Annotated in this window: 21 protein-coding genes; 14 read left to right on the top strand and 7 right to left on the bottom strand. The window is 61.9% G+C overall.

The genetic code is table 11. The annotated features are described in order from the left end of the window. Positions 1-84: 84 nt before the first annotated feature. Complete coding sequence (locus HMI60_RS03685) at positions 85-972, top strand: helix-hairpin-helix domain-containing protein (protein WP_193590585.1); 888 nt, start codon at positions 85-87, stop codon at positions 970-972. Here HMI60_RS03685 and HMI60_RS20995 read toward each other — a convergent pair. Further along, the gene (locus HMI60_RS20995; protein ID WP_227453648.1) at positions 937-1,239 is read right to left on the bottom strand and encodes a hypothetical protein; all 303 of its coding nucleotides are present in this window, start codon (positions 1,237-1,239) and stop codon (positions 937-939) included. The two genes, HMI60_RS03685 and HMI60_RS20995, sit on opposite strands and share 36 nt — an antisense overlap. Here HMI60_RS20995 and HMI60_RS03680 point away from each other — a divergent pair. Further along, entirely contained in the window at positions 1,238-2,683 is a 1,446-nt protein-coding gene (locus HMI60_RS03680; protein ID WP_227453647.1) for a ComEC/Rec2 family competence protein, read from the top strand. The genes HMI60_RS20995 and HMI60_RS03680 overlap by 2 nt on opposite strands. Then, positions 2,602-3,618, top strand: coding sequence for a DNA polymerase III subunit delta (holA, locus tag HMI60_RS03675; protein ID WP_193590583.1), 1,017 nt, complete (start codon positions 2,602-2,604; stop codon positions 3,616-3,618). Before HMI60_RS03680 ends, holA begins: the two co-directional genes overlap by 82 nt. A gap of 106 nt (positions 3,619-3,724) precedes the next feature. Here holA and rpsT read toward each other — a convergent pair whose 3' ends face one another. Together rpsT and HMI60_RS03665 are read right to left on the bottom strand one after the other, a co-directional pair. Next, the gene (gene rpsT, locus HMI60_RS03670) at positions 3,725-3,985 is read right to left on the bottom strand and encodes a 30S ribosomal protein S20 (RefSeq protein ID WP_011774926.1); all 261 of its coding nucleotides are present in this window, start codon (positions 3,983-3,985) and stop codon (positions 3,725-3,727) included. A gap of 168 nt (positions 3,986-4,153) precedes the next feature. Further along, on the bottom strand, positions 4,154-4,690 hold the full coding sequence (locus HMI60_RS03665) for a type II toxin-antitoxin system PemK/MazF family toxin (RefSeq protein WP_193590582.1): 537 nt from the start codon (positions 4,688-4,690) through the stop codon (positions 4,154-4,156). A gap of 160 nt (positions 4,691-4,850) precedes the next feature. Here HMI60_RS03665 and lepA point away from each other — a divergent pair, with 160 nt between their 5' ends. Together lepA and hemW are read left to right on the top strand one after the other, a co-directional pair. Further along, positions 4,851-6,704, top strand: a complete 1,854-nt coding sequence (gene lepA, locus HMI60_RS03660; RefSeq protein ID WP_193590581.1) for a translation elongation factor 4 — start codon at positions 4,851-4,853, stop codon at positions 6,702-6,704. After that, positions 6,705-7,934 (top strand): radical SAM family heme chaperone HemW, encoded by a 1,230-nt coding sequence (gene hemW / locus HMI60_RS03655; RefSeq protein ID WP_193590580.1) that lies wholly within the window; start codon positions 6,705-6,707, stop codon positions 7,932-7,934. Between the two features lie 71 nt (positions 7,935-8,005). Here the strand turns inward: hemW and HMI60_RS03650 are convergent, their stop codons facing one another. Next, complete coding sequence (locus HMI60_RS03650; RefSeq protein WP_018777707.1) at positions 8,006-8,419, bottom strand: DUF4870 domain-containing protein; 414 nt, start codon at positions 8,417-8,419, stop codon at positions 8,006-8,008. A 129-nt stretch (positions 8,420-8,548) separates the two neighbouring features. Further along, positions 8,549-9,400: a DUF3097 domain-containing protein gene (locus HMI60_RS03645; RefSeq protein WP_018777706.1), complete on the bottom strand. Its 852-nt coding sequence runs from the start codon at positions 9,398-9,400 to the stop codon at positions 8,549-8,551. Between the two features lie 232 nt (positions 9,401-9,632). Between HMI60_RS03645 and hrcA the strand changes: the two genes are divergently transcribed. The 3 genes from hrcA to HMI60_RS03630 are packed head-to-tail and all read left to right on the top strand — an operon-like array spanning position 9,633 to position 12,582. After that, positions 9,633-10,640, top strand: a complete 1,008-nt coding sequence (gene hrcA, locus HMI60_RS03640) for a heat-inducible transcriptional repressor HrcA (RefSeq protein ID WP_055975892.1) — start codon at positions 9,633-9,635, stop codon at positions 10,638-10,640. Positions 10,641-10,690: 50 nt separating this feature from the next. Then, positions 10,691-11,818 (top strand): molecular chaperone DnaJ, encoded by a 1,128-nt coding sequence (dnaJ, locus tag HMI60_RS03635; RefSeq protein ID WP_055975889.1) that lies wholly within the window; start codon positions 10,691-10,693, stop codon positions 11,816-11,818. A 2-nt stretch (positions 11,819-11,820) separates the two neighbouring features. Further along, positions 11,821-12,582 (top strand): 16S rRNA (uracil(1498)-N(3))-methyltransferase, encoded by a 762-nt coding sequence (locus HMI60_RS03630; protein ID WP_039241329.1) that lies wholly within the window; start codon positions 11,821-11,823, stop codon positions 12,580-12,582. A gap of 15 nt (positions 12,583-12,597) precedes the next feature. Here the strand turns inward: HMI60_RS03630 and HMI60_RS03625 are convergent, their stop codons facing one another. Further along, the gene (locus tag HMI60_RS03625) at positions 12,598-13,473 is read right to left on the bottom strand and encodes a GerMN domain-containing protein (RefSeq protein WP_035733628.1); all 876 of its coding nucleotides are present in this window, start codon (positions 13,471-13,473) and stop codon (positions 12,598-12,600) included. 375 nt (positions 13,474-13,848) lie between these two features. Between HMI60_RS03625 and HMI60_RS03620 the strand changes: the two genes are divergently transcribed. From HMI60_RS03620 to HMI60_RS03600, 5 genes are all read left to right on the top strand, one after another. Then, positions 13,849-14,928: a PhoH family protein gene (locus HMI60_RS03620; protein WP_193590579.1), complete on the top strand. Its 1,080-nt coding sequence runs from the start codon at positions 13,849-13,851 to the stop codon at positions 14,926-14,928. Then, entirely contained in the window at positions 14,925-15,398 is a 474-nt protein-coding gene (ybeY, locus tag HMI60_RS03615) for an rRNA maturation RNase YbeY (RefSeq protein WP_018777700.1), read from the top strand. Before HMI60_RS03620 ends, ybeY begins: the two co-directional genes overlap by 4 nt. Then, complete coding sequence (locus tag HMI60_RS03610; RefSeq protein WP_018777699.1) at positions 15,395-16,726, top strand: hemolysin family protein; 1,332 nt, start codon at positions 15,395-15,397, stop codon at positions 16,724-16,726. Before ybeY ends, HMI60_RS03610 begins: the two co-directional genes overlap by 4 nt. Then, entirely contained in the window at positions 16,710-17,672 is a 963-nt protein-coding gene (gene era, locus HMI60_RS03605; protein ID WP_018777698.1) for a GTPase Era, read from the top strand. The genes HMI60_RS03610 and era overlap by 17 nt, the downstream gene beginning before the upstream one ends. A gap of 106 nt (positions 17,673-17,778) precedes the next feature. Then, complete coding sequence (locus tag HMI60_RS03600; protein WP_039241328.1) at positions 17,779-19,338, top strand: LCP family protein; 1,560 nt, start codon at positions 17,779-17,781, stop codon at positions 19,336-19,338. Between the two features lie 89 nt (positions 19,339-19,427). On the opposite strand, the gene HMI60_RS03595 is transcribed toward HMI60_RS03600, so the two are convergent. After that, the gene (locus tag HMI60_RS03595) at positions 19,428-21,380 is read right to left on the bottom strand and encodes a M13 family metallopeptidase (protein ID WP_193590578.1); all 1,953 of its coding nucleotides are present in this window, start codon (positions 21,378-21,380) and stop codon (positions 19,428-19,430) included. 249 nt (positions 21,381-21,629) lie between these two features. Between HMI60_RS03595 and leuA the strand changes: the two genes are divergently transcribed. Next, the gene (gene leuA, locus HMI60_RS03590) at positions 21,630-23,369 is read left to right on the top strand and encodes a 2-isopropylmalate synthase (protein WP_026267156.1); all 1,740 of its coding nucleotides are present in this window, start codon (positions 21,630-21,632) and stop codon (positions 23,367-23,369) included. Position 23,370: the final 1 nt, after the last annotated feature.

Below are 23,370 nucleotides of genomic sequence, written 5' to 3'. Positions count from 1 at the left end.
CTGCTTGCATCTGAGCGCAGCCACTTATCCACATAGCCATGGAAGCTCGTCCACGTGCCGCGCCGCCGACCGTAGGCTCGATTCATGCCACGCCGGAGCCGGGACCTGTCCCCAGATGCCGCAGCGCAGGCCGCGCGGGAACGGTTCGCCGCACGGATGATCCCAGACCACAGCAGTCGGCCGCTGCTGGATCTATCCGGTGATTCAGGCGCAGAAACAGATGATCTGGCGTCACTCTTCGCAGGCGAGGCAAATTCGCTTCCGGCTGTCGCCCGGCTGCGTTGGCGGACATCGTGGAGGGTAGCTGCGCTGGTTGCCGTGGTGGCGGCCGTGCTCATGGCGTGGTTTCTCTGGCGACTCGCGGACGGTCGGGCAACGTCTGAGCCCCTGGGTCCCTCCGTATCCGCCGGCCGCTCAGATGGTCCTGATGCCGTAGATCCTCCGGCCGAAGGCGTGCAGCCCGCAGAAGTTGCTGCTCCGCCTGCGCAAGGTGGGCCAGGAGTGGTCATGGTGCACGTTGCCGGTGCGGTGGGTAAGCCCGGTGTCGTCTCATTGCCTCAGGGGAGTCGCGTCTTCCAAGCCATCGATGCGGCTGGCGGGGCGGCGCCCGGCGCCGACCTTACCGCCCTCAATCTGGCGGAAGTCCTCACCGACGGAATCAAGGTGTACATACCCGTTGTCGGAGAGACACCCCCTCAGAGCTCGCCGGTTGCGGGTGCTGGCGCAGTTTCCGGAGCGGCCAGTGGAACAGCCGGTCCTGCCGCGGCAGGTGCCAAGGTCAACATCAACACAGCCTCGCTGGAGGAACTCGGGACATTGCCCAGGGTCGGACCGGTAACAGCCCAACGCATCCTGGACTGGCGGAAAGAGCACGGAGCATTCACGTCCGTGGATGAACTTGACGCTGTGGACGGCATAGGGCCCAAGCTTATGGAGTCACTGAAGGATCTTGTGACGGTGCAAGGTGGCTGACGCCGGCGCCGGAGCGGGGTCGGCCGGACGTACTGACCTCAGGTTGGTTCCTACTGCAGCCACTGCGTGGGGAGCGGCGTTCGCAGGCACCTTCAATGAGGCTGTTTCGTCCTGGGCTGCGGCAGGTTTCCTGTTGATCGCAGGCGCGGTCTTGCTGTTCAGTGGGCGGCAGCGGCGGTGCGCCGGGGTGCGGGCCCGGACAATGCCCGCCACTTTTGCTTTGGCATGTTTCTTCGGGGCCACAGTTGCGGTCCATTGTGCAGCCATGGCAGTCCAACGGGAGGAGGGACCGCTGGCGCAGGCGGCTGCGGACCATGACGGAGTCGCCATCGAGATACGGATTACGGGAAGCCCGGCCGCATCGATGGCACCTGGCCAGTCCGGAGGGAACAGGTGGACTGTGACAGCCGAATTGTTGGCCGTAACGGCGAAGAGCACTGTTGCGCGGGGGACGGCGGATGTCCTGATCGCCGGCGGCGATGGTTGGGACAAGGTACAAGCGGGCCAAGTGGTCAGAACCACCGGGACCCTCAAGGAAGCCCGCGACGGCCAGGGCCAGGATGCGCTCCTGTCGGCGTCCTCGTGGCCGGTGGTGCTCGACTCCCAACCCGATGTCCGGCAATCCGCCAGCGAGCTTAAGCATGGCTTCAGTGCCGCGACAAGGTGGTTGCCTCCCGATGCAGCCGGGCTGTTGCCAGGCATGGTCACGGGAGACACAAGTGCCTTGCCGGAGAGTCTCGAAACAGACATGAAAACGACAGGGATGACACATCTGACAGCTGTCAGTGGTGCCAATTGCAGCCTCGTTCTGGGAGCATTCATTCTGCTGGCCCGGTCACTTCGGCTATCTCGCCCGTTGGCGGCCGCCATTGCTGCATGTGGCCTGGCTGGGTTCGTCCTCATGGTCGGTCCTGACCCGAGCGTCGTGCGTGCCGCCGTCATGGGAGCTGTAGGGTTGGCCGCCATGGTGGGCGGCCTTCGGGGGCGTTCCCTGACGTTCCTTTGCGTCGCCACAGCGATTCTGTTGCTTCTTGACCCGACCATGGCAGCGAACGCGGGATTTCTCCTGTCCGTACTGGCAACGCTCGGGATAGTACTCCTGGCCAGCCGCCTTGCTTCCTGGATACCCTCGCGCGTTCCCCGATGGATGGCTGCCGGAGTGGCCGTTCCGTTCTCCGCCCAGCTGCTATGCGGGCCCGTCATTGTGGCACTTCAGCCACAATTTACTCCGTATGCCCTCATCGCCAATGTCGTGGCCGGTCCTTTGGTTGCCCCAGTGACCATCATGGGAACGCTCGCTGTGCCGTTGGCGGTGATGGCGCCTTGGTTGGCAGTGGTGCCCGTCGCGGTGGCTGGCGGATGTGCGGCCACTGTTGCGGGAGTGGCCAGGTTCTTCGCGGGTTTGCCCGGCGCAACAATGCCTTGGGCCGAAGGCCAGGCCGGTGTCGCCGCCATGGTGCTGTGCTCGGGCGTCAGCATTACGCTGGTCTGGATGGTCCTGCAATCGGAACGGGTTCTGGTGCGGGTTGTGGCTTTGCATGCCGGGGTGGAGCTGTTCCTGGACCGCATGTCAGGGCGCAGGCATGGCAGACTTGATATCTGCAAGGAATCATCCGGAAGGAAACACCAGTGGCTGCTGCCCAAAACACCCGGGCCAAGAACGCCGCGGCGAACACCGTCAGCTGGCGGGACGCAAGCCCGGCCGCCGTAGTACTGATCACCGGGCCGGAAGAATACCTTGGTATCCGTGCCATGGATCGGATCCGCACGCAGGTGCGGACTGCCACGCCGGACGTGGAACTCAGCCGTCTCAACGCCGGCTCCTACGAGGCAGGGACGCTGGCGATGACAGTGACTCCGTCCCTCTTCGGGGAAGGCAAGCTCATTGAGGTCGAGGGCCTCGAAGCCATGAATGACGCGTTCCTGGCGGATGGCCTAACGTATCTTCAGCACCCTGACCAGGACGTCGTCCTTGTTCTTCGCCACGGCGGTGGAGTACGCGGTAAGAAGCTGCTTGATGCCGCGAAGGCCGGGGGATGGCCCGTCATCGACTGCCAGCCCCTGAAGAAGGACTCGGACAAGACCGCCTTCGTTGTCTCGGAGTTCAAGGCGGGCGGACGCCGCATTGAAGGCGAAGCCGTCCAGGCCCTGGTAAACGCGGTCGGTGCCAATCTTTCAGAGCTCGCATCAGCGTGCGGCCAGCTCATTGCCGATGCTACTACTGCCGTGACGGCAGAGACCGTGGAACGTTACTACGGAGGGCGGGTTGAAGCCACAGCCTTTAAGGTGGCAGATGCTGCCATGGCAGGCAACGGGCCAGTAGCACTTTCCACTCTCCGGCATGCCCTGGCCACCGGCGTCGATCCCGTTCCTCTCGTAGCTGCCCTGGCAGCCAAACTTCGGACCCTCGCCAAAGTAGCCGGGGCCAACGGGTCTTCAGCCACCATCGCCAGGAATCTGGGAATGCAGCCATGGCTGGTGGAACAGGCCCAACGTGACGTTCGCCGGTGGACCCCCGAAGGCCTCATCCGTTCCATCCAGGTCATTGCCGAGGCGGATGCCCAGGTGAAGGGCGAATCGCGTGATCCCGTGTACGCAGTGGAGCATGCGGTAACGGTAATCGCCACGTCAGCCAGTCGTCGCTGAAGTCGGCCTAAGAAGTACCCGCCGGAGAAATGCCGGCCGTTAAACCCAAAGGCCGGCACCCAATGGGTGCCGGCCTTTTGATCAGCTCAGTCGAACTGGAAAAACCTTAGAGTGCGTTGACCTTCTTGGAGATCGCCGACTTGCGGTTTGCAGCGTTGTTCTTGTGAATAACGCCCTTGCTGACAGCCTTGTCCAGCTTGCGGCTGGCAGCAACAAGTGCAGTTCCAGCAGCATCCTTGTCAGCAGACTCAACGGCGGTGTTGACGGCGCGGATGGCCGTCTTCAGCTCGGACTTGACAGCGTTGTTACGCAGGCGAGCCTTCTCGTTGGTGAGGATGCGCTTCTTCTGGGACTTGATATTAGCCACGTATGAACTCTCTTTTTAATGCGGAAATGGTCTAGAGGGTTTTCAGGTTGGCCATCGACTGAGCGGCGTGGGGATGCCTATGGCAGCCAACCATGAGTGGCCGTCGACCTGCACGGACACACAGCTATAAAGGATAGCAGATACTCACGGATAACGGAGACCCGCAGTTCAGCGCACGCTTTGATAGGCCCTGAGGCTCCGTGAAACGTCCTGGAATTGCCGCTTGCCCAAGACCGCGCCTTCACGCCGCACGGCCCGGGGGTCCAAGCGGATGATGCGCTGTACATTGACCTCGCTGGGCCGGCCCTGTCGGTCCCAAGGGCCGGCGCCAATGTCGACGTAGCCATCCGCGCGTGCTCCGTTGTCGTGGTCTTTCGAGGTCAACATCAACCCAAGCAACCATTCTCCGTCCCGCCCGATAAGAAGAACGGGGCGGTCTTTGCCCTGCGAGTGGTCCTCTTCATAGGGGACCCAGCCCCACACAATTTCGCCAGGATCCGGCCTGCCGTCCGGCTTGGGGGAGTAGCTGGGCTTGACGGCTCCGCGGAAGTCGCCGGGGTAGCGGCCCGGTGACTGCCCGACGGCGGTACGCCGGGTGGGTTTGCCCGCCGTCGCCGATGGCGCGGCCGGCTTGGAGCTGCCGCCTCGCAGCGCCTTGAGTGAACGCAATAGAAATTTCCCCAGGGGGCGCACGTCAAAAGCCATAGGAACACGCTACATCCGACGTCGCCGGACAGCAGGGCGCGCGATGTACGGCGAAGCGCCGGTTCGTGGGAGACTAGAGGATCAGATGCGCGGCATGTTCGGGCTGGCTTATGCCCAGTCCGGGTAATTGCCGTGTGAGTGTCGACAGTAAGGATCCTGCGTGTCTCCCATGGCCCGCACCGCACCGGTGCCCGCCGCAACAGATCCGGCCATCATCCGGAACTTCTGCATCATTGCCCACATTGACCACGGTAAATCCACCCTGGCCGACCGCATGCTGCAGTTCACCGGCGTCGTTAAGCAACGCGACATGAAGGCCCAGTATCTGGATCGCATGGATATTGAGCGCGAACGCGGTATCACCATCAAGTCCCAGGCTGTCCGCATGCCTTGGGAACTGGACGGCACCAGCTATGCCCTGAACATGATCGACACTCCGGGTCACGTCGACTTCACCTACGAGGTTTCCCGGTCCCTGGCAGCCTGCGAGGGCGCGGTTCTGCTGGTCGACGCGGCACAGGGCATCGAGGCCCAAACCCTTGCCAACCTGTACCTGGCGATGGAAAACAACCTGACCATCATTCCGGTCCTGAACAAGATCGACCTCCCTGCGGCCCAGCCCGAGAAATACGCGGCTGAGCTCGCCAACCTCATCGGTGGGGACCCGGAGGACGTTCTGAAGGTTTCCGGCAAGACGGGCGTGGGCGTCGAAGCGCTCCTGGACAAGATCGTCCGCGATTTGCCTTCCCCCGTAGGCGATCCTGACGCTCCCGCCCGGGCCATGATCTTCGACTCGGTCTATGACACCTACCGGGGCGTCGTGACTTATGTCCGTGTTGTGGATGGCATGCTGCATCCCCGCGAACGTATCCAGATGATGTCTACCCGTGCAACGCACGAGCTTCTCGAAATCGGTGTGAGTTCCCCGGAGCCCACGCCCTCCAAGGGCTTGGGCGTTGGCGAAGTGGGCTACCTGATCACCGGCGTGAAAGATGTCCGTCAATCCAAGGTCGGCGACACCGTCACCAACCTGGCCAAGCCGGCGTCGGAATCCCTCAGCGGTTACGCAGATGCCAAGCCGATGGTCTTCTCGGGCCTGTACCCCTTGGATGGCACGGATTATCCGGTCCTTCGCGATGCGCTCGAAAAGCTCATGCTCAACGACGCAGCCCTGGTGTACGAGCCCGAGACCTCCGCTGCGCTGGGCTTCGGTTTCCGTGTGGGCTTCCTGGGGCTTCTGCACCTTGAAATCACGCGTGAGCGCCTCGAGCGTGAATACAACCTGGACCTCATTTCCACTGCTCCGAACGTGGAGTACGAGGTCACTCTGGAAGACAAGCGCGTCGTCCACGTCACCAACCCCAGCGAGTACCCCACAGGCAAGATCTCCGAGGTCCGCGAGCCGATGGTCTCTGCCACGGTCCTGGCGCCCAACGAGTTCGTTGGCGCAATCATGGAACTGTGCCAGAGCCGCCGCGGCCAGATGAAGGGCATGGATTACCTGTCCGAGGACCGCGTGGAGCTCCGATACTGGATCCCGCTGGCCGAGATCGTGTTCGACTTCTTCGACCTCCTGAAGTCCAAGACCCGCGGTTACGCCTCGCTGGACTGGAAGGCCGACGGCGAACAGGTCGCCGACCTCGTCAAGGTCGACATCCTGCTACAAGGTGAACAAGTGGATGCGTTCAGCGCCATCACCCACCGAGACAAGGCCTACGCCTACGGTGTGATGATGACCGGAAAGCTCCGCGAACTTATTCCCAGGCAGCAGTTCGAAGTGCCCATCCAGGCAGCCATTGGCTCCCGCATCATCGCCCGTGAGAGCATCCGTGCCATCCGCAAGGACGTTCTTGCCAAGTGCTACGGCGGTGACATCACGCGTAAGCGCAAGCTGCTCGAAAAGCAAAAAGAAGGCAAGAAGCGCATGAAGATGGTGGGCCGCGTTGAGGTTCCCCAGGAGGCCTTCATCGCAGCACTGACGACCGACGAGTCCAAGGACAAGGCCAAGAAGTAAATGCCCAGCGTCCTTCCTTTGGGCGATCCGGCACCTGCGGATGGATTATTGCCACCGCAGGTGCTGGACGACGTCGAACAACGCAAATTCGGGCTCTACGTGCACATTCCGTTTTGTGCCGTACGGTGTGGCTATTGCGACTTCAACACGTACACCGCCACGGAGCTCGGCGGGGGAGCGTCGCAGGATGCCTATGCTTCCACGGCTGTTTCCGAAGTCGCTTTCGCGGCGACGACCCTTGAGGCCTCTGGCCTTCCGCATCGTCCACTAAGCACAGTATTTTTTGGTGGCGGTACGCCCACGCTCCTGCCTGCGGAGGATCTCGCAGAGATCCTGCGCGCCGCCGTCGGCTACTGGGGCCTGGAGCCCGGCGCTGAGGTGACCACCGAGGCCAATCCCGACTCTGTAACACCCGAATCCTTGAAGGTGCTTGCCGACGCGGGCTTCACCCGCGTGTCCTTCGGCATGCAGTCTGCGGTTCCGCACGTGCTGAAAGTGCTGGACCGCACCCACACTCCCAGCCGGGTGCCGCTGGTGGTGCAATGGGCCCGCGAAGCAGGCCTCTCCGTCAGCCTGGACCTTATCTACGGGACACCAGGGGAGTCCATGGAGGACTGGGAGTTCTCACTCAAGACGGCGCTCTCGTACGGGCCGGACCACATCAGCGCCTACGCATTGATAGTCGAGGATGGCACCAAACTTGCCGCGCAGATCAAGCGTGGCCAGGTGCCCGGAATCGACGACGACGACCACGCCGCAAAGTATGAACTGGCGGACAAGATGATCTCCTCGGCCGGCTTGAACTGGTACGAAGTCAGCAACTGGTCGAGGACTCCGGATCAGGCGTGCAAGCACAACCTCGCGTATTGGCGCGGAGACGATTGGTGGGGAATCGGCCCCGGCGCGCACTCACACGTGGGCGGTGTCCGGTGGTGGAACGTCAAACAACCCACGGCCTACGCATCACGATTGGGGGCAGGGACCTCACCTGCCGCAGGGCGCGAAACCCTCGACGCCGGCACCCGGGAAGTCGAGCGGATCATGCTGGAGGCGCGGCTCGGAACGGGCCTTGCCGTAGATGCCCTGGATGCGATTGGGCGCCACGCGATGGCGGGCCTCATTGCTGACGAACTGGTTGATCCGGTTCAGGCATTCAAGGGACGACTGGTTCTTACCCTTAAGGGCAGGTTGCTCGCAGATGCCGTAGTCCGCAGGATCCTGCCGGACTGACCTTCGCCTGGGACTGACAGCCCGGTACCGTACCCCCCGGACCCCCCGGATTCATCGGGCGGATCGGGGTCCTACTTGATCCAGCGCAGGTTGAAACGGTAGCGGTGGGGCTGGCCGTGGTTGACCCGGATGCCCGCTGAAACAGAGAAGCACGTCAGTGCCACCCAGATACCCGTGGCAATGACGGCAAAAATGTTTCCCACCACCGGCAGCAGGACAAGGATGTTGGCCAAGACGGCGGCAATGGTGGGAGGCAACGTGAAATTCAGTGCCTCCTTGGATTCCTGCGCTGTGAACGGCCCGCGGTCGCGGAAAATCAGGTAGATCAGGAGAGCCGGCAAGCATCCAAGGATGCCGCCGAAGTGGGCCAAAGTGGCCCACTGCCTGTCCTCGCTGGCTGTCAACGGGAGTGCGTTGGCAGGGGCGCCATGGTACTGGGGCCGGCCTGCGGCGCTGCCCGGTTCTTCAGGAGCGTTATCTGCCACGGTGTCTTCCCTTTGCTTTAAATGCTTTAAAGATGCTGCTGTGTTGCTGTCCAAGAATACCGGGCCGCGCGTCCTTCCCGGGACCAACGCCCCGGAAGCATGCCGGATCCTGATGATCCGGACCGTGGACTACGGGACGGTGAGGAAGTCGATGACTTCTTCCACACGCCCCAACAACGATGCCTCAAGGTCCGCATAGCTGTGCACTGCGCCCAGCAGGCGCTGCCAGCCCAGCCCGATGTCCTCCGCTGTTTCGTGGGGCCAACCGAAGGCCGTGAGAATCCCGGTCTTCCAATCAGTGCCGCGGGCAACGGCAGGCCATTGCTCGATGCCCAGGACCTTCGGCCGGATGGCCTGCCACACGTCCACATAAGGGTGGCCCACGATCAGGACGTTGCCTGCAGCGCCGGGGACAGTCATGGCCTCGGCTGCGATCCGGGACTCCTTTGAGCCCGCCACGAGGTGGTCCACCAGGATGCCAAGGCGGCGGCCGGGACCGGGTCGGAAGTCGGCAATGGCGGACTTGAGGTCGTCCACGCCGTGGAGCGGTTCCACCACAATTCCTTCAACACGGAGGTCGTCACCCCAGACTTTCTCCACGAGTTCAGCGTCGTGCTTGCCCTCCACCCAGATGCGGCTGGCCTTCGCGACCTGCGCCCGTTGCCCCTGGACCTTTACCGAACCCGAGGCCGTGCGATTCGCCTGAACCGCTGAAGCGGGCCGGCGAGGGGCCGGAGGCATCAACCTGATCGCTTGTCCTTCGAGAAGGAATCCGTACCCGAGTTGGAACGACTTCGTTTTACCGCGCCTGTCCTCGAGCGACACGATGTGCATGCCACCGGTCTTTTCCACCCGGGTGACTTCGCCCACCCATCCTGACTGGACGTCTTCGAGGACCATGCCGCGTTGCACCGGCACCTCAGGGAGCTGGCGTTTGGCTGGAGCGGTCAGGTCCTGCGGGCCCCAATTGTCGAAAGCCAAGGAATTCCTACCTCTGTGGTGATGTGAAAGGGGACAGGGGCGGGTTGCCGTCCGCCGGTATCGGGACGCCGCCCTGGATGCAGTCCTCGGACGGTTTCAATGCTAACAACGTGGTGGCTCATACTAGACTTGTTAGCACTTGGGCATGTTGAGTGCTAAGTGTGCGGTGATCCATTGGAGGTCCCGCGGGGACCGGTCCCATGGACCATGGCAGTCGTCAGGAGGTGTAGCAATGAGTGAGCCACGCAAATTGGAAGTGCTGCGTGCCATCGTTGAGGATTACGTGCATTCCCGGGAGCCGGTGGGATCGAAAGCCCTCGTTGAGCGTCATCACCTGGGTGTTTCCAGTGCCACCATCCGCAATGACATGGCTGTCCTGGAAGAAGAAGGTCTCATTGCCGCCCCGCATACCAGCGCCGGCCGAATCCCCACTGACAAGGGCTATCGCCTGTTCGTTGACCGCATCTCCCAGGTCAAGCCGTTGTCCGCCGCCGAGCGTCGGGCAATTCATTCGCTGCTTGAAGGACCCGACGACGTCGATGACATTCTTGAGCGCACAGTACGGCTCCTCTCCCAGCTGACCAACCAGGTCGCCGTCGTGCAGTATCCCCACTCGCACCGCGCATTGGTCCGCCACGCGGAGTTCGTTCTGCTGGCCCCCAAACAGGTGCTGGTGGTCCTCATTGCGGACACCGGGAGCGTCGTGCAAAAAGTCATCGACGCCGGTTCGGACGTGGGGAACGAGGCTTTGATGTTGTTGAGGTCACGATTCCTTGGCAGCATCGCCGGCACCCAGCTGGCACTCCTGCCGCAGGTGTTACCGTCGGTGGTGGCCCTTTGCCCGCCGGATCTTCGTGCCCTCGCCCAAAGGCTGGCCAATGGCTTGGAATCCCTGAGCGACACCAGCCGTGAGGAACGCATTCTGATGGCCGGTACGGCCAACCTCGCACGTTCCAACGTTGACTTCCCGCTAAGCATCGGTCCCGTGCTTGAGGCCCTTGAGGAACAAGTTGTCATGCTCCGGTTGTTGTCGGACATGGGAGACGATCCCCGGGGCGTGACAGTCAGCATTGGCCGGGAGAATCCGTACGACGGCCTGGCCGAGGCCTCTGTAGTGGCCACCGGCTACGGTTCCGGCGCCAAGGTGGGAATCCTTGGACCGACCCGCATGGACTATCCCACCACCATGGCAGCAGTTCGTGCCGTGGCCCGTTACCTTTCCCGCATTCTCGGCGGCTGAACACCGGCCCGGGAAAACATCCGCAGTACAACCAGGAAGAGATACCGACTTTGAGCAGCCACTATGACGTTTTGGGAGTCTCGCCGGAAGCCACCGGGGAAGAGATCAAAAAGGCGTACCGCAAGTTGGCGCGGAAACTCCACCCGGACGTAAACCCGGGTGAAGATGTCGCGGAGCAGTTCAAGGCCGTGACGCACGCTTACGAAGTGTTGTCAGATCCCCAGAAGCGCCGCGTCTACGATGCCACGGGCAACGAGAACGGCACTGATAACGGCTTCGGCGGCGGCTACGCCGGCCAGGGCTTCGCCTTCCAGGACATCTTCGACACGTTCTTTGGCGGCGGCGGTGGACACGGAGGGCCCGCCTCCCGCGTACGACGTGGCCAGGACGCCCTTATCAGCGTTCGGATCGACCTCAAGGATGCCGTGTTCGGCGTCAACAAGAAGCTTGAAGTGGACACAGCCGTGGTCTGCCCCACCTGCGACGGCAGCTGCTGCCGCCCGGGAACCCACCCTGAACGCTGCGACATCTGTGGTGGCAGCGGCCAGGTTCAGCGCGCCGTCCGCTCCATCCTGGGGCAGGTCATGACCACCGCCCCCTGTGGTTCCTGTGAAGGCTTCGGCACCGTCATCAAGGATCCCTGCAACGAATGCAACGGCCAGGGACGCATCAGGAGCCGCCGTTCGCTCACCATCAAGGTTCCCGCCGGCGTCGCTACCGGTACGCGAATCCAGCTGTCCGGCCAGGGCGAAGCAGGACCCGCAGGTGGTCCGGCCGGTGATCTCTACGTGGAGATCCGCGTCAACAACGATTCCACGTTCGTACGCGAAGGCGACGACCTCCACGCCACCCTCAGCGTGCCCATGACGGCTGCTGCCTTGGGGACCGACGTGCAGCTTGAGACGTTCGACGGCGCACAAGACATCGAAGTGAAGGCAGGCACGCAGTCCGGAGAGGTCATCACCCTTCGTGGCCTCGGCGTAACGCACCTGCGGGGCTACGGCCGCGGCGATCTGAAGGTTCACCTGCATGTGGAAACACCTACCAAACTGGACCATGCACAGGAAGAACTCCTCCAGCAGCTTGCCAAGCTCCGCGGCGAGCAGTTCACCGAAGGAAAACTGGTGGCCAGTGGTGGCATGTTCGCAAAGCTCCGGGACAAGCTCGGTAACCTGTAGCAGTGAGCAACCCCGTTTTCTTTACGCCGGCCGGCAGCCTCAGCCACGTAGCGCCCGGTACTGATTTTGTCTTGCAGGGTCCGGAGGCCCGCCACGCAGTGACGGTGAAGCGCTTGGCCGTCGGTGAATCCGTTGACATCGCCGACGGCGCAGGTGCCCGTCTCACTGGAGTGGTCGCCGAAGCGGCGCCCGGTGCCCTGACGGTCACCGCCACCGACATCGTCTTCGAAGCCCAGCCGGACGTTCGATTGGTACTGGTTCAGGCGTTGGCCAAGGGTGATCGCGACGAGCTCGCAATCGAGACGGCAACGGAACTCGGCATTGATGCCGTGATTCCCTGGCAGTCGGAGCGATCCATCGTGCGCTGGAAAGCGGAGCGGGCAGCCAAGGCGCATGCGAAATGGGAGTCAGTGGTCACCGCGGCTGCAAAACAGGCGCGCAGGGCCTGGGTACCACCAGTCCGCCCGATCGTCGACTCCAGCGGTTTGGTGAAAGCCGTTGCCGAGGCCGACTTGGCCGTCATTCTTCACGAGGACGCCAAAAACCCTCTACGGGAGGTCCTGGAGAGGCTGGATGTCAACGGCGCTTCACCCAGTGAGGTTCTGTTGATCGTGGGGCCTGAGGGCGGGATCTCGCCGCGTGAAGTGACGCGGCTTAGCGATGCAGGGGCCGTGACGGCCCTCTTGGGTCACCATGTCCTGCGGTCGTCGACGGCGGGACCCGCCGCCGTCGTCCTGGCCAGCGACGTCCTCGGTCGCTGGTAGCCGGCGAACGTCGAATCAGGCCACGGTGAACAACCGGGTGTCCGTGCTCGATTCGATGGCCTTGCCGGCATCGTCGACCTCGGTTACCCGCAATTCATATTTTCCGGGTTTCAGTGTCGCGCCGAAGCTGAACAGACCATACTGCCCGGGTTCGCCGGTTGCTTTGGTCTGGCCCGTGAGCAGGCTCGACTTCTCACCCTTGCCGTTGTCCTGAAGGATCTGCCAGCTGATGGGCCGTGAATTGTCCGTGGTGCGCCCGTTGAACTTGATCAAACCAGGGGGCAGGGACACGTCCTCCTGCGGATCGATGATCCACAGCGGCGCCACCAAGGAAGCATCACGCGTCATGGGTTCGCCAAGTTTCACTTGCCCGAACGCCATGTAGTCCTTGTGTCCGTCAACGAGAATGACCACTTGGATCTGCTGTCCGGAGTTGATGAGTCCGGAGGACGATGCCGCGGCCGACGCGGTGTAAACCAGCTGCTGGATGGCCCGTTGCGCCATCCCGGCATCGAGGTTTGAGTTGAAGGCGTCGCGGGACACATCAACGGTGATCACGTTTTTCCCCGAGATGGAGGTCGCCAGGCTTCCTGGTTCCTGCCAGGGCGTGAAGAAGTCGTGATCCAGGGGCTTTTCCGCCATCATGATCCGCAGGGCCGTCGTCACAGGATTGCCGTCACCGGAAATGTCCCGGAACTCACGGTAGAGGTAGACCTCCTCCTTGCTCCGCCCGATCCAGTAGACGGGAATCTTGGTGGACGCCTGCGTCGTTTCCAGTGGTGCGTTGCTCGCAGGGGCGTCCTGGACCGTCATCGGAGGCGAGCTCTGTGTCGCCTGACTGCCCCCTCCGCCGTTGGCGATGCAACCAGTGAGCAGCATGACAGCAAGCATCGCCGGCGCAACGACGGCGGACTTGGTCCGCTTGCGTGCGCCGCTTCCGTTGCTCGCTGGCTCGGTGATGGCGTTTCCTGTCTGACGATGCAAAACGCGGCCGCCTATGGGGCGGGCCGCTGGGGTCGGAACTGCGGGGGCTCGACCACCCGCTATGCCAGCTTGGCACATCGTCGACGGCGTCCGGCCGGGTTTCTGCGGACGCCGGCCAACTGAAACATGATTGATACCGGCTTGATGCCGAGTTGAGACAAAATGTCAGCAGTGCAGCGGCGGCAGTGATCCGGACCATTGGCGAGGTTCATCCCGGGCCGCGCTGGCGTAGGATTGCGTCATACGATCAACCGGAGGAGAACAGGCCGTACGGCCAGCACTATGAGTGAATCTTTGAACGGGCGGCTCAGGACCGGAAACGGGAACCAGTCGACCACCGAGTTCCCGCACACCTTACCGGGCACGCGCACGGAGGTTGTCACCTTCGACAACTCCGACCAGATGGTTCACTCGCTGGGCAGCCACGATGAAGCCCTGCGGTACATCGAGGAACAGTTCCAGGACGTCAACTTCCACGTCCGGGGCAACGAGCTTTCCATGACCGGTCCCGCAACCGTCATTCCCCGCATCATGCGCCTCCTTGAGGAAGTGCGCGGTCTTGTGGCGAAGGGGACATTGGTAACGCCTGATGTGCTCCAGCAGTTGGTGTCCCTCCTGCGGACCCAGTCTGTGCAAAACCCCGCGGACGTCCTGACCCACAACATTCTTTCCAGCCGTGGCAAGACCATCAGGCCCAAGACGCTGAACCAGAAAAACTATGTTGACGCCATTGACGACAACACGGTGATTTTCGGAATTGGCCCTGCAGGTACGGGCAAGACCTACCTGGCCATGGCCAAGGCCGTCCAGGCGCTCCAAATGAAGGAAGTCAGCCGGATCATCCTGACGCGGCCCGCCGTTGAAGCGGGGGAGAGGCTGGGATTCCTTCCAGGCACTCTGAGCGACAAGATCGACCCCTATCTGCGCCCCCTTTACGATGCCCTGCACGACATGATGGATCCGGAATCCATCCCGCGATTGATGGCGGCGGGCACCATCGAAGTGGCTCCGTTGGCCTACATGCGTGGTCGGACCCTCAACGACGCCTTCATCATCCTTGATGAAGCCCAGAACACCACTCCGGAACAGATGAAGATGTTCCTGACCCGGCTTGGCTTTGGCTCCAAAATGGTGGTCACCGGTGACGTCACGCAGATCGACCTGCCCTTCGGAGCAACGTCCGGGCTGCGTATTGTCCGGGAAATCCTGACCGGGATCGACGACGTGAATTTCTCCATCCTCGAGGCCGCAGACGTAGTACGGCACCGCCTGGTGGGCGATATCGTCTCCGCCTACAGCGCGTGGGATGATGCCCACCGCGCAGAGGCAGCACACACACCTAAACGTGGAGAACGTAAATGAGCATTGAAGTCAACAACGAGTCCGGCGTGGCAGTGGATGAAGCGCAGCTGGTGACGTTGTCCCGCTTCATCTTTGAGCGCCTGTATATCCACCCCCAGGCAGAGCTGTCCATCTTGCTGGTGGACGAACCCGCCATGGAGAAACTGCACATTGAGCTGATGGACGAGCCGGGAGCCACCGATGTGCTGTCCGTGCCCATGGACGAACTGACGCCCGGCACCCCGGACAAGCCAACTCCGCAGGGCATGCTTGGAGACATCGCGATCTGCCCGCAGGTGGCTGAAGTGCAGGCCCGCAACGCGGGCCACCCTACGCAGGATGAAATGCTGTTGCTGACCACGCACGGAATCCTCCACCTGCTGGGCTTTGACCACGCCGAGCCCGATGAAAAAGAAGAAATGTTTGGCTTGCAGCGGGAACTGCTGTCTGAATTCCTGGGCAAGGATGCCCCCATGGAGACCATGCAGTGACGTCGATCATTCTGGTCGGCATGGCGCTGGTATTCCTCAGCTTTGTTGCACTGCTGACTGCGGCCGAGGCTGCGTTCAACTTCCTGCCGCGGCATGAGGCCGAACAATCCATTGGCCGGAGCAAAGGCAAGGCCCTGGCCGGCATCCTTGAAAACCCGATCGCCCACATGCGGGCCCTGCGCTTTTGGCGTGTGTGGTTTGAAATGGCAGCGGCAGTGGCCGTCGCGGTTGTCCTCCACAGCCTGCTGGACAACGTCTGGCTCGCCGGGCTTGCGGCAACAGGGATCATGGCCGTGATCGGCTTTGTGCTCGTCGGCGTTTCACCCCGGCAATTGGGACGCGCGCACTCCGGACCCGTGGTGCGTTTCACGGCACCGCTGATCAGGTTCCTGTGCTGGATCCTGGGCCCGATCCCAGGATGGCTGGTGGCGCTTGGCCAAGCAGTAGCCCCGGGCGCTCCCAGCGGTGACGACGCTTTTGTCAGTGAGGAAGAGTTCCGCGAGTTTGTCGACCGTGCGGCAGAGTCGGACATGATCGAAGACAACGAAGCGGAGCTCATCCATTCGGTCTTTGACTTTGGCGACACTTTGGTGCGTTCCGTCATGGTTCCCCGCACGGACATCGTCAGCATCGCTACCGGCGCGGACCTTGAAACTGCCATGGGCTTGTTCCTGAGGTCGGGGTACTCGCGAATCCCTGTCATAGGTGAGAACACGGATCAGATCCGAGGCATTCTGTACCTCAAGGATGTTGCCGCAGCGATGTACCGCGGCGAACCGGGCTTGCAGGCGCACGACGTCGATTCGCTGGCCCGCGATGTCCGATACGTCCCCGAGTCCAAGCCGGTGAGTGATTTGCTGAGGGAACTCCAGCAGGAGTCCACCCACGTGGCCATTGTCATTGATGAATACGGCGGAACCGCCGGCCTGGTGACTTTGGAAGACCTCATTGAGGAAATCGTGGGTGAAATCGTTGACGAATACGATGCCGCAGCGGAGGAAGCCGTCGACCTGGGCGATGGGCAGTACCGGGTGAGTGCGCGAATGAGCATCGATGACCTTGGGGAACTGTTCGATATTGACCTCGACGACGACGAGGTGGACACCGTTGGCGGCCTCCTCGCAAAGGCGCTTGGCCAGGTTCCGATTGTTGGAAGCTCGGTTGAAGTGAACGGCGTGTTCCTTAAGGCAGATAGGCTGGAGGGTCGCCGAAACAGGGTCAGCCATATCATTGCGGCCGCCATGCCAAAGGAAGACACTGACCTTGAAGACCTTCTCGACGACGCCGACTCAACGCAACAGGGAGTTCCACGTGAGCAAGCAAAATAAGAAATTCGACGCCGATAGCGACTTCGGCGGCTTTCACGCGGGGTTCTCGGTGCTGGTGGGCCGGCCGAATGCGGGCAAGTCGACCCTGACCAATGCCTTGGTGGGCCAGAAGGTGGCCATTACCTCGGCCAAACCGCAGACCACGCGTCACACCATCCGCGGTATCGTCCACCGCGAGGACGCACAATTGATCCTCGTGGACACCCCGGGACTTCACCGTCCCCGGACCCTTTTGGGAAAGCGCCTCAACGAGCTTGTCGCCGATACCCTGGCCGAAGTTGATGCCATCGGTTTCTGCTTGCCCGCCAACGAAAAGATCGGCCCCGGCGACAAATTCATCGCAGCCCAGCTGGCCGCCGTCGGGCGCAAGCCGATCGTTGCTTTGGTGACCAAGACAGATCTTGTCGACCGGCAGGCTCTCACGGAGCAGCTGCTCGCTGTCGCAGCGCTCGGCCGTGAGGTTCTGGGTGAACAAGGTTGGGCCGACATCGTTCCGGTGTCAGCTGCTGATGGTTTCCAGGTTTCCACCGTCGCCGACGTCCTGATCAGCCACATGCCTTCCTCCCCGCCGCTTTATCCGGATGGTGAGCTGACAGATGAGCCGGAAGCGGTCATGATCGCTGAGCTCATCCGTGAAGCCGCCTTGGAGGGTGTCCGGGACGAGCTTCCGCACTCCTTGGCAGTTGTGGTGGAGGAAATCGTTCCGCGTGAAGGCCGGTCCGAGGACAACCCGCTCCTGGATGTCCGGGTGAACCTCTATGTCGAGCGTCCCTCGCAGAAGGCCATCATTATTGGCAAGGGCGGAAGCCGTCTGCGCGAAGTGGGAACCAATGCCCGCAAGGGTATTGAAACCTTGCTCGGCACGCGGATCTACCTCGATCTGCACGTTAAAGTCGCCAAGGACTGGCAGCGGGACCCCAAGCAATTGGTCAAACTAGGATTCTAGCCAGCAATGCTGGTTCCGGCGTGGCTCCCGGCCCGATAAGGAACTTCCCAGAAACGGCAACTATGATTGCGGGGATCGAGCTGTTTAAGGAAAGGTAAACCGAATAGTGCGACGTCGTGACGCCCGCCCAGAGGGCACCGGCACCGCAGGCCCCGTTGCGGCACGCCATGGAGCGGATGCTGACGGCACTCCGCGCCATATGAATGAACGCAAGGGACTGCCGCTCTGGTTGAAGATTGTCACCGGTGTGGTCTCGGTTGCCTTGGTTGCCGGCGTCGCCTTCGCTGCTTTCTGGTTCATCCGGCTGCAGACCAACATCACCAAGGCGCCGCTTAGCGCCGCGGAGTCACGTAACGCCGGCGATGCCCTGGCCAACGACAAGACAGACCGCCTGCAGATCCTGATCCTTGGCTCCGATACCCGTGACGGGAAGAACGCCGAGTACGGAAGTACCGAAGACTCCACAGGCTATGGCCACTCGGACGTCATGATGCTGCTGGACATTTCCGCTGACAACAAGCGGGTCAATGTCCTCAGCTTTCCCCGGGATTTGTTGGTGGATGTTCCCCAGTGCACGGACCGCACCAACAACCAGACCTTTCCTGCCCGCAGCGGCGTGATGATCAACGAAGCCATGGCAGAGGCCGGCATCGGCTGTGCCGTGGATACCGTCAATAAACTGACCGGCTTGGAAATCGACCACTTTATGATGGCCGACTTCAACGCCGTCAAGGAACTCTCCCACGCTGTGGGCGGCGTCAATGTGTGCGTGAGTGACCCCGTCTTTGATCCGGACTCCCGGCTCCGCCTGCAGAAGGGCGACTCACTGGTCGAAGGCGAACAGGCCCTGGCTTTCCTGCGCACCAGGCATGCGTTCGGCGATGGCGGAGACCTGGGCCGCATCAAGGGCCAACAGGCATTCCTTTCTTCCCTGACGCGAAAGCTGAAGAGTGAAGGCACTCTGGGCAATCCGCAGCGGCTCCTCCAGATCGCAGACGTTGTCACCCAAAACCTGACTGTTGACGAAGGCCTGGCCTCTGTCCCGTCGCTGCTGACGATTGGTGGCCGCCTCAAAGACATTGATGTGTCCAAGGTGGCTTTTGTGGCCGTTCCCACGCAAGCTGCAGCAGTGGATCCAAACCGGCTGGAACTCGTTGAACCTCAAGCGTCCCAACTCTTCGCAGCACTGCGCGCGGACCTGGACCTGACCACGCCCGGGGCTACATCAACACCCACGCCTTCGGAAACCCCGGCACCCCAGCCCACGGCCACCACGCCTCCGGCGCCCGCCTACGACAAAGCCATCCAGCCTGTCTCTGTGGCCAACGGCAGTGGCGTGGGAACCAGGGCGCAGGAATTGATGACTGTTCTCACGGGCGCTGGATTTACCCAGGCAGTGAGCTACCTGGCCAACCCGGTGGACCAAACCGTGCTCTACTACGGGCAGGGATTTGCCGATGTGGCTGCAGATGTGGCCAAGCTCTACGGCATCCCGGCTGCCCAGGTGCAGGAGGCCCCCGGAGTGGCTGGCGTGCAGCTCTATGTGGGTACCGACTTCACTACCGGTACCGCCTACGGAGCAGCTTCGGTCCCGTCCAACGTGGTCAACCAGACGGCCAGCGACGCCGTGTGCCAGCAGGTGAACCCGCTCTACATCGATCAGTAAGCGAGGATCAGTACCTCAAGAGCCATTGCCGGTTCAAAGCGAAGGCCGGGCCAGTTGCGTAACTGGCCCGGCCGTCGTCGTCCTGCTTCCTACCAGATGCTGACGCGTTCCCCGGGTTCCGCCCACATGCCGTCCGACTCAGCCACTTCGAATGCTTCATGGAATGCATCGAGGTTCTTGGCGATTGCGTTGGTCCGGAACTCGTTGGGGGAGTGGGGGTCCGTGGCAAGCCTGCGGATTGCTTCCTCGGTCCGGATTACCTGACGCCACCCGGCCGCCCAGGACATGAAGAACCGTTGCGGACCGGTGAAGCCATCTATAACTTCCGGTTCCTTGCCATCAAGGCTGAGAAGGTATGCCTTGTAGGCGATGGTGAGGCCGCCCAGATCGCCAATGTTCTCACCCAGGGTGAGTTTGCCGTTCACCTTGTGCTCTGGGGCGGCATACGGTGAGAGAGCATCGAATTGCGCTACCAGCTTGGCGGTGAGTGCTTCGAATGCTGTGCGATCCTCCTCGGTCCACCAATTTCGCAACGCACCGCTGCCATCGAACTGCGATCCCTGGTCGTCGAAGCCATGGCCGATTTCGTGTCCGATCACTGCCCCGATTCCACCGTAGTTCACGGCGTCGTCCGCCTCGGCGGTAAAGAACGGCGGCTGGAGGATTGCCGCCGGGAACACAATCTCATTCAACATCGGGTGGTAGTAGGCGTTGACCGTCTGGGGCGTCATCAGCCACTTCGTCAGGTCGACGGGCTTGCCGATTTCGTCCAGATGGCGGTCAACGTCGGCGTCATGCGCGCGTTCAACATTTCCGAGAAGGTCATTGGGGTCAATCTCCACTGCGGAATAGTCGATCCACTTTTCCGGGAAGCCAATCTTGGGACGGAACGCATCCAACTTCTTGAGGGCTTCCTTCTTCGTCTCCTCACCCATCCAAGCCAAGGAAGAGATGCTCTCGCGGTAGGCCGCAATCAGGTTGGCCACCAAGGATTCCATCCGGGCTTTGTGACCGGGAGGGAAGTGCCGTTCGACGTAGATCTGACCGACTGCCTCACCCAGCGCAGCTTCCACGACGGCGACTCCGCGCTTCCAGCGTTCTTTGTTTTGCGGGGTACCGCTCAGGGTGGTGCCGTAGAAATCGAAGTTTGTGTTCACGAACGCAGACGACAAATAGGGGGCGGCCGAACTGAGGACGCGGAGTGTCAGCCATTCCTTCCAGGCCTGCAATGGTTCGGACTCCAGCAGCCCGGCGGCGCCAGTGAAGAAGTCAGGGGTGCTGACAACGATCTCCCGCCGTTTCGCCGCGTCGACCCGAGCTGCGTTGAACCACGTGTCGAGCAAGGGGAACAACTCTGTGGCCTCTTCCGCAGATTTGAGGTTGTACGTCTTCTGGGGATCCCGGAGCGTGACGTTGTCCCAGTGATGCGACGCCAGTGCCGTCTCAAGCGCGACGACGCGCTGTGCAGCCTCGGCGGCATCGGGAATGGAAGCGAGCGTGAAGAGTTTTTCGATGTAGCTGCTGTACGCCGACACAATGCCGGCGAACTTGTCCTCGCGGTAGTAGGACTCGTCGGGCAAACCCAAGCCGCCCTGCCCGATGTACAGCAGGATTCGTTCCGGGTTCCCGGCATCCGGCGCGGGATAGATGGAGAAGAGGCCGGACACATCCGAACGGAAAAGACGGCCGATCAAAGCCGCCAGGTCCTTGGGAGAGCTCACTGCGCTGACCTCGTCAAGGCGGCCCCGCACGGGTTCGAGTCCCTTTACCTCTGCCGCAGCCTCGTCCATGAAGCTGGCGTAGAGGCCGCCAACCTTTTGTTCAATACCGGTGGCCGATTCGCCCTTGCCGGCGGCTTCTTCGATGATTGCCTTGACTGCGAGTTCGGCCCCATCGCGCAGCGCGGTGAACGTACCTTCCAGCGGCCTGTCATCGGGAATCGTAGTGCTGTTGAGCCACGCGCCGTTGACGTGCTGATAGAGGTCGTCCTGGGGCCGGACGCTGTGGTCGATATTCGAAAGAGTGATCCCCGACTGTGGCACTGTGGCTCCTTGTGTGGACGCTGCAGCTGGTGTTGCCACCGCCGCGGCGTCTGCATAGTGGACGTTGCATGAGGTGTTGCACTGTCATCATACGCACCGTGTTACTGTAATTTTGTGCGTGCGGAAATGCTTCTTCTTAGCTGCCGCGGCGAGGCCTGAAAGCTATCTGACGCTGGGCCATCCTCGCCGCGGAGTTTCGTTGTGTCCGGCTAAGCTTTCATTCAGTTCTTAGAGAAAAGGCCACACGTCATGCGTAATGCACAAAAGCCCTCCGGTATGCCCACCCACCGTTACCTGCCGTTCCAGGACCAGATCACGGTCGAGGTCCCGGACCGCACTTGGCCGGACAAGGTCATCACCAAAGCTCCGCGCTGGTGCGCCGTTGACCTGCGGGACGGCAACCAGGCGCTGATCGACCCGATGAGCCCGGCACGCAAGCTGAAGATGTTCCAGCTGCTGGTCAAGATGGGCTACAAGGAAATCGAGGTCGGCTTCCCGTCGGCATCGCAGACGGACTTCGATTTCGTCCGCCAGCTCATCGAGGGCGGCCACATTCCGGACGACGTCACGATCCAGGTATTGACCCAGGCGCGTGAGCACCTGATTGAACGGACCTACGAGTCATTGGTAGGTGCCAAGCAGGCGATCGTCCACCTGTACAACTCCACCTCCGTATTGCAGCGCCGAGTGGTCTTCAACCAGGACGAAGACGGCATCCTGGATATCGCGCTGCAGGGTGCGCGTTTGTGCAAGAAGTACGAAGAGACGCTGACCGACACGCACATCACCTACGAGTACTCGCCGGAGTCCTTCACGGGAACCGAGCTCGAGTATGCTGCACGCGTTTGCAACGCCATCGCCGACGTCTTTGAGGCCTCAGCCGATAAGCAGGTCATCATCAACCTGCCTGCCACGGTGGAAATGGCTACGCCGAACGTCTATGCCGACTCGATCGAGTGGATGCACCGTAATCTGCACCCGCGCGAAGGCATCATCATTTCGCTCCACCCGCACAATGACCGCGGCACGGGAGTTGCTGCAGCCGAACTCGGTTACCTGGCCGGTGCGGACCGTATTGAGGGGTGCCTCTTCGGCAACGGCGAACGCACTGGCAACGTTGACCTGGTCACGCTGGGGTTGAACATGTTCGTGCAAGGCGTTGACCCCATGATCGATTTCTCCGACATTGATGAAATCCGCCGGACAGTGGAGTACTGCAACCAGTTGCCTGTGCCGGAGCGCTCTCCCTACGGTGGCGATCTCGTCTTCACAGCGTTCTCGGGTTCGCACCAGGACGCCATCAAGAAAGGCTTCGAGGCTCTGGAGAAGGACGCCGCCGCTGCCGGCAAGCCCGTGGATGATTTCACCTGGCAGGTGCCCTACCTGCCGATCGATCCCAAGGACCTGGGTCGCAGCTACGAGGCTGTCATCCGCGTCAACTCCCAGTCCGGCAAGGGTGGCGTTGCCTACTTGCTGAAGAACGAGCACAATTTGGACCTGCCGCGGCGTGCCCAGATCGAGTTCTCGGGAGTTATCCAGCGACGCACGGACGCCGTGGGTGGCGAAGTCAGCGGGTCCCAGTTGTGGCAGATCTTCCAGGATGAGTACCTGCCCTCGGACGAAGAGCAGGCCCAGTGGGGCCGTTATACCTTGGGCAGCGTGAGCACCGAGACCGACGAGTCCGGCGCAATGACCATGAATGCGAACCTGCGGATCGAGGGTACTGAGGTTCGGCGCACCGGGCATGGCAACGGTCCCATTGCGGCCCTGTTGGACATACTGCACCAGGACGGCGTCGATGTCCGGGTTCTCGACTACAGCGAGCACGCGTTGTCGGAAGGCGGCAGCGCCAGTGCCGCCGCGTATGTTGAATGCGCCGTCGGAGAGCGTGTCCTGTGGGGAGTGGGAATTGACCCGAGCACCACAACGTCGTCCCTCAAGGCACTGATCTCGGCTGTGAACAGGGCCGTTCGGGACGCCCAGGCCTAGG

Origin of the sequence: Paenarthrobacter sp. YJN-D (assembly GCF_015040335.1) — a bacterium.
GTDB lineage: Bacteria > Actinomycetota > Actinomycetes > Actinomycetales > Micrococcaceae > Arthrobacter > Arthrobacter nicotinovorans.
The sequence above is the reverse complement of the archived record's forward strand: the minus strand, read 5'-3'. Positions and strand labels throughout refer to the sequence as shown.

Coding starts and splice junctions, on each gene's coding strand:
- HMI60_RS03685 (WP_193590585.1), top strand. CDS start 85: ATGCCACGCCGGAGCCGGGACCTGTCCCCAGATGCCGCAGCGCAGGCC.
- HMI60_RS03680 (WP_227453647.1), top strand. CDS start 1,238: ATGGCAGTCCAACGGGAGGAGGGACCGCTGGCGCAGGCGGCTGCGGAC.
- HMI60_RS20995 (WP_227453648.1), bottom strand. CDS start 1,239: ATGGCTGCACAATGGACCGCAACTGTGGCCCCGAAGAAACATGCCAAA.
- HMI60_RS03665 (WP_193590582.1), bottom strand. CDS start 4,690: ATGGCTTTTGACGTGCGCCCCCTGGGGAAATTTCTATTGCGTTCACTC.
- hemW (WP_193590580.1), top strand. CDS start 6,705: ATGCCCAGCGTCCTTCCTTTGGGCGATCCGGCACCTGCGGATGGATTA.
- hrcA (WP_055975892.1), top strand. CDS start 9,633: ATGAGTGAGCCACGCAAATTGGAAGTGCTGCGTGCCATCGTTGAGGAT.
- HMI60_RS03625 (WP_035733628.1), bottom strand. CDS start 13,473: ATGCTTGCTGTCATGCTGCTCACTGGTTGCATCGCCAACGGCGGAGGG.
- HMI60_RS03620 (WP_193590579.1), top strand. CDS start 13,849: ATGAGTGAATCTTTGAACGGGCGGCTCAGGACCGGAAACGGGAACCAG.
- ybeY (WP_018777700.1), top strand. CDS start 14,925: ATGAGCATTGAAGTCAACAACGAGTCCGGCGTGGCAGTGGATGAAGCG.
- leuA (WP_026267156.1), top strand. CDS start 21,630: ATGCGTAATGCACAAAAGCCCTCCGGTATGCCCACCCACCGTTACCTG.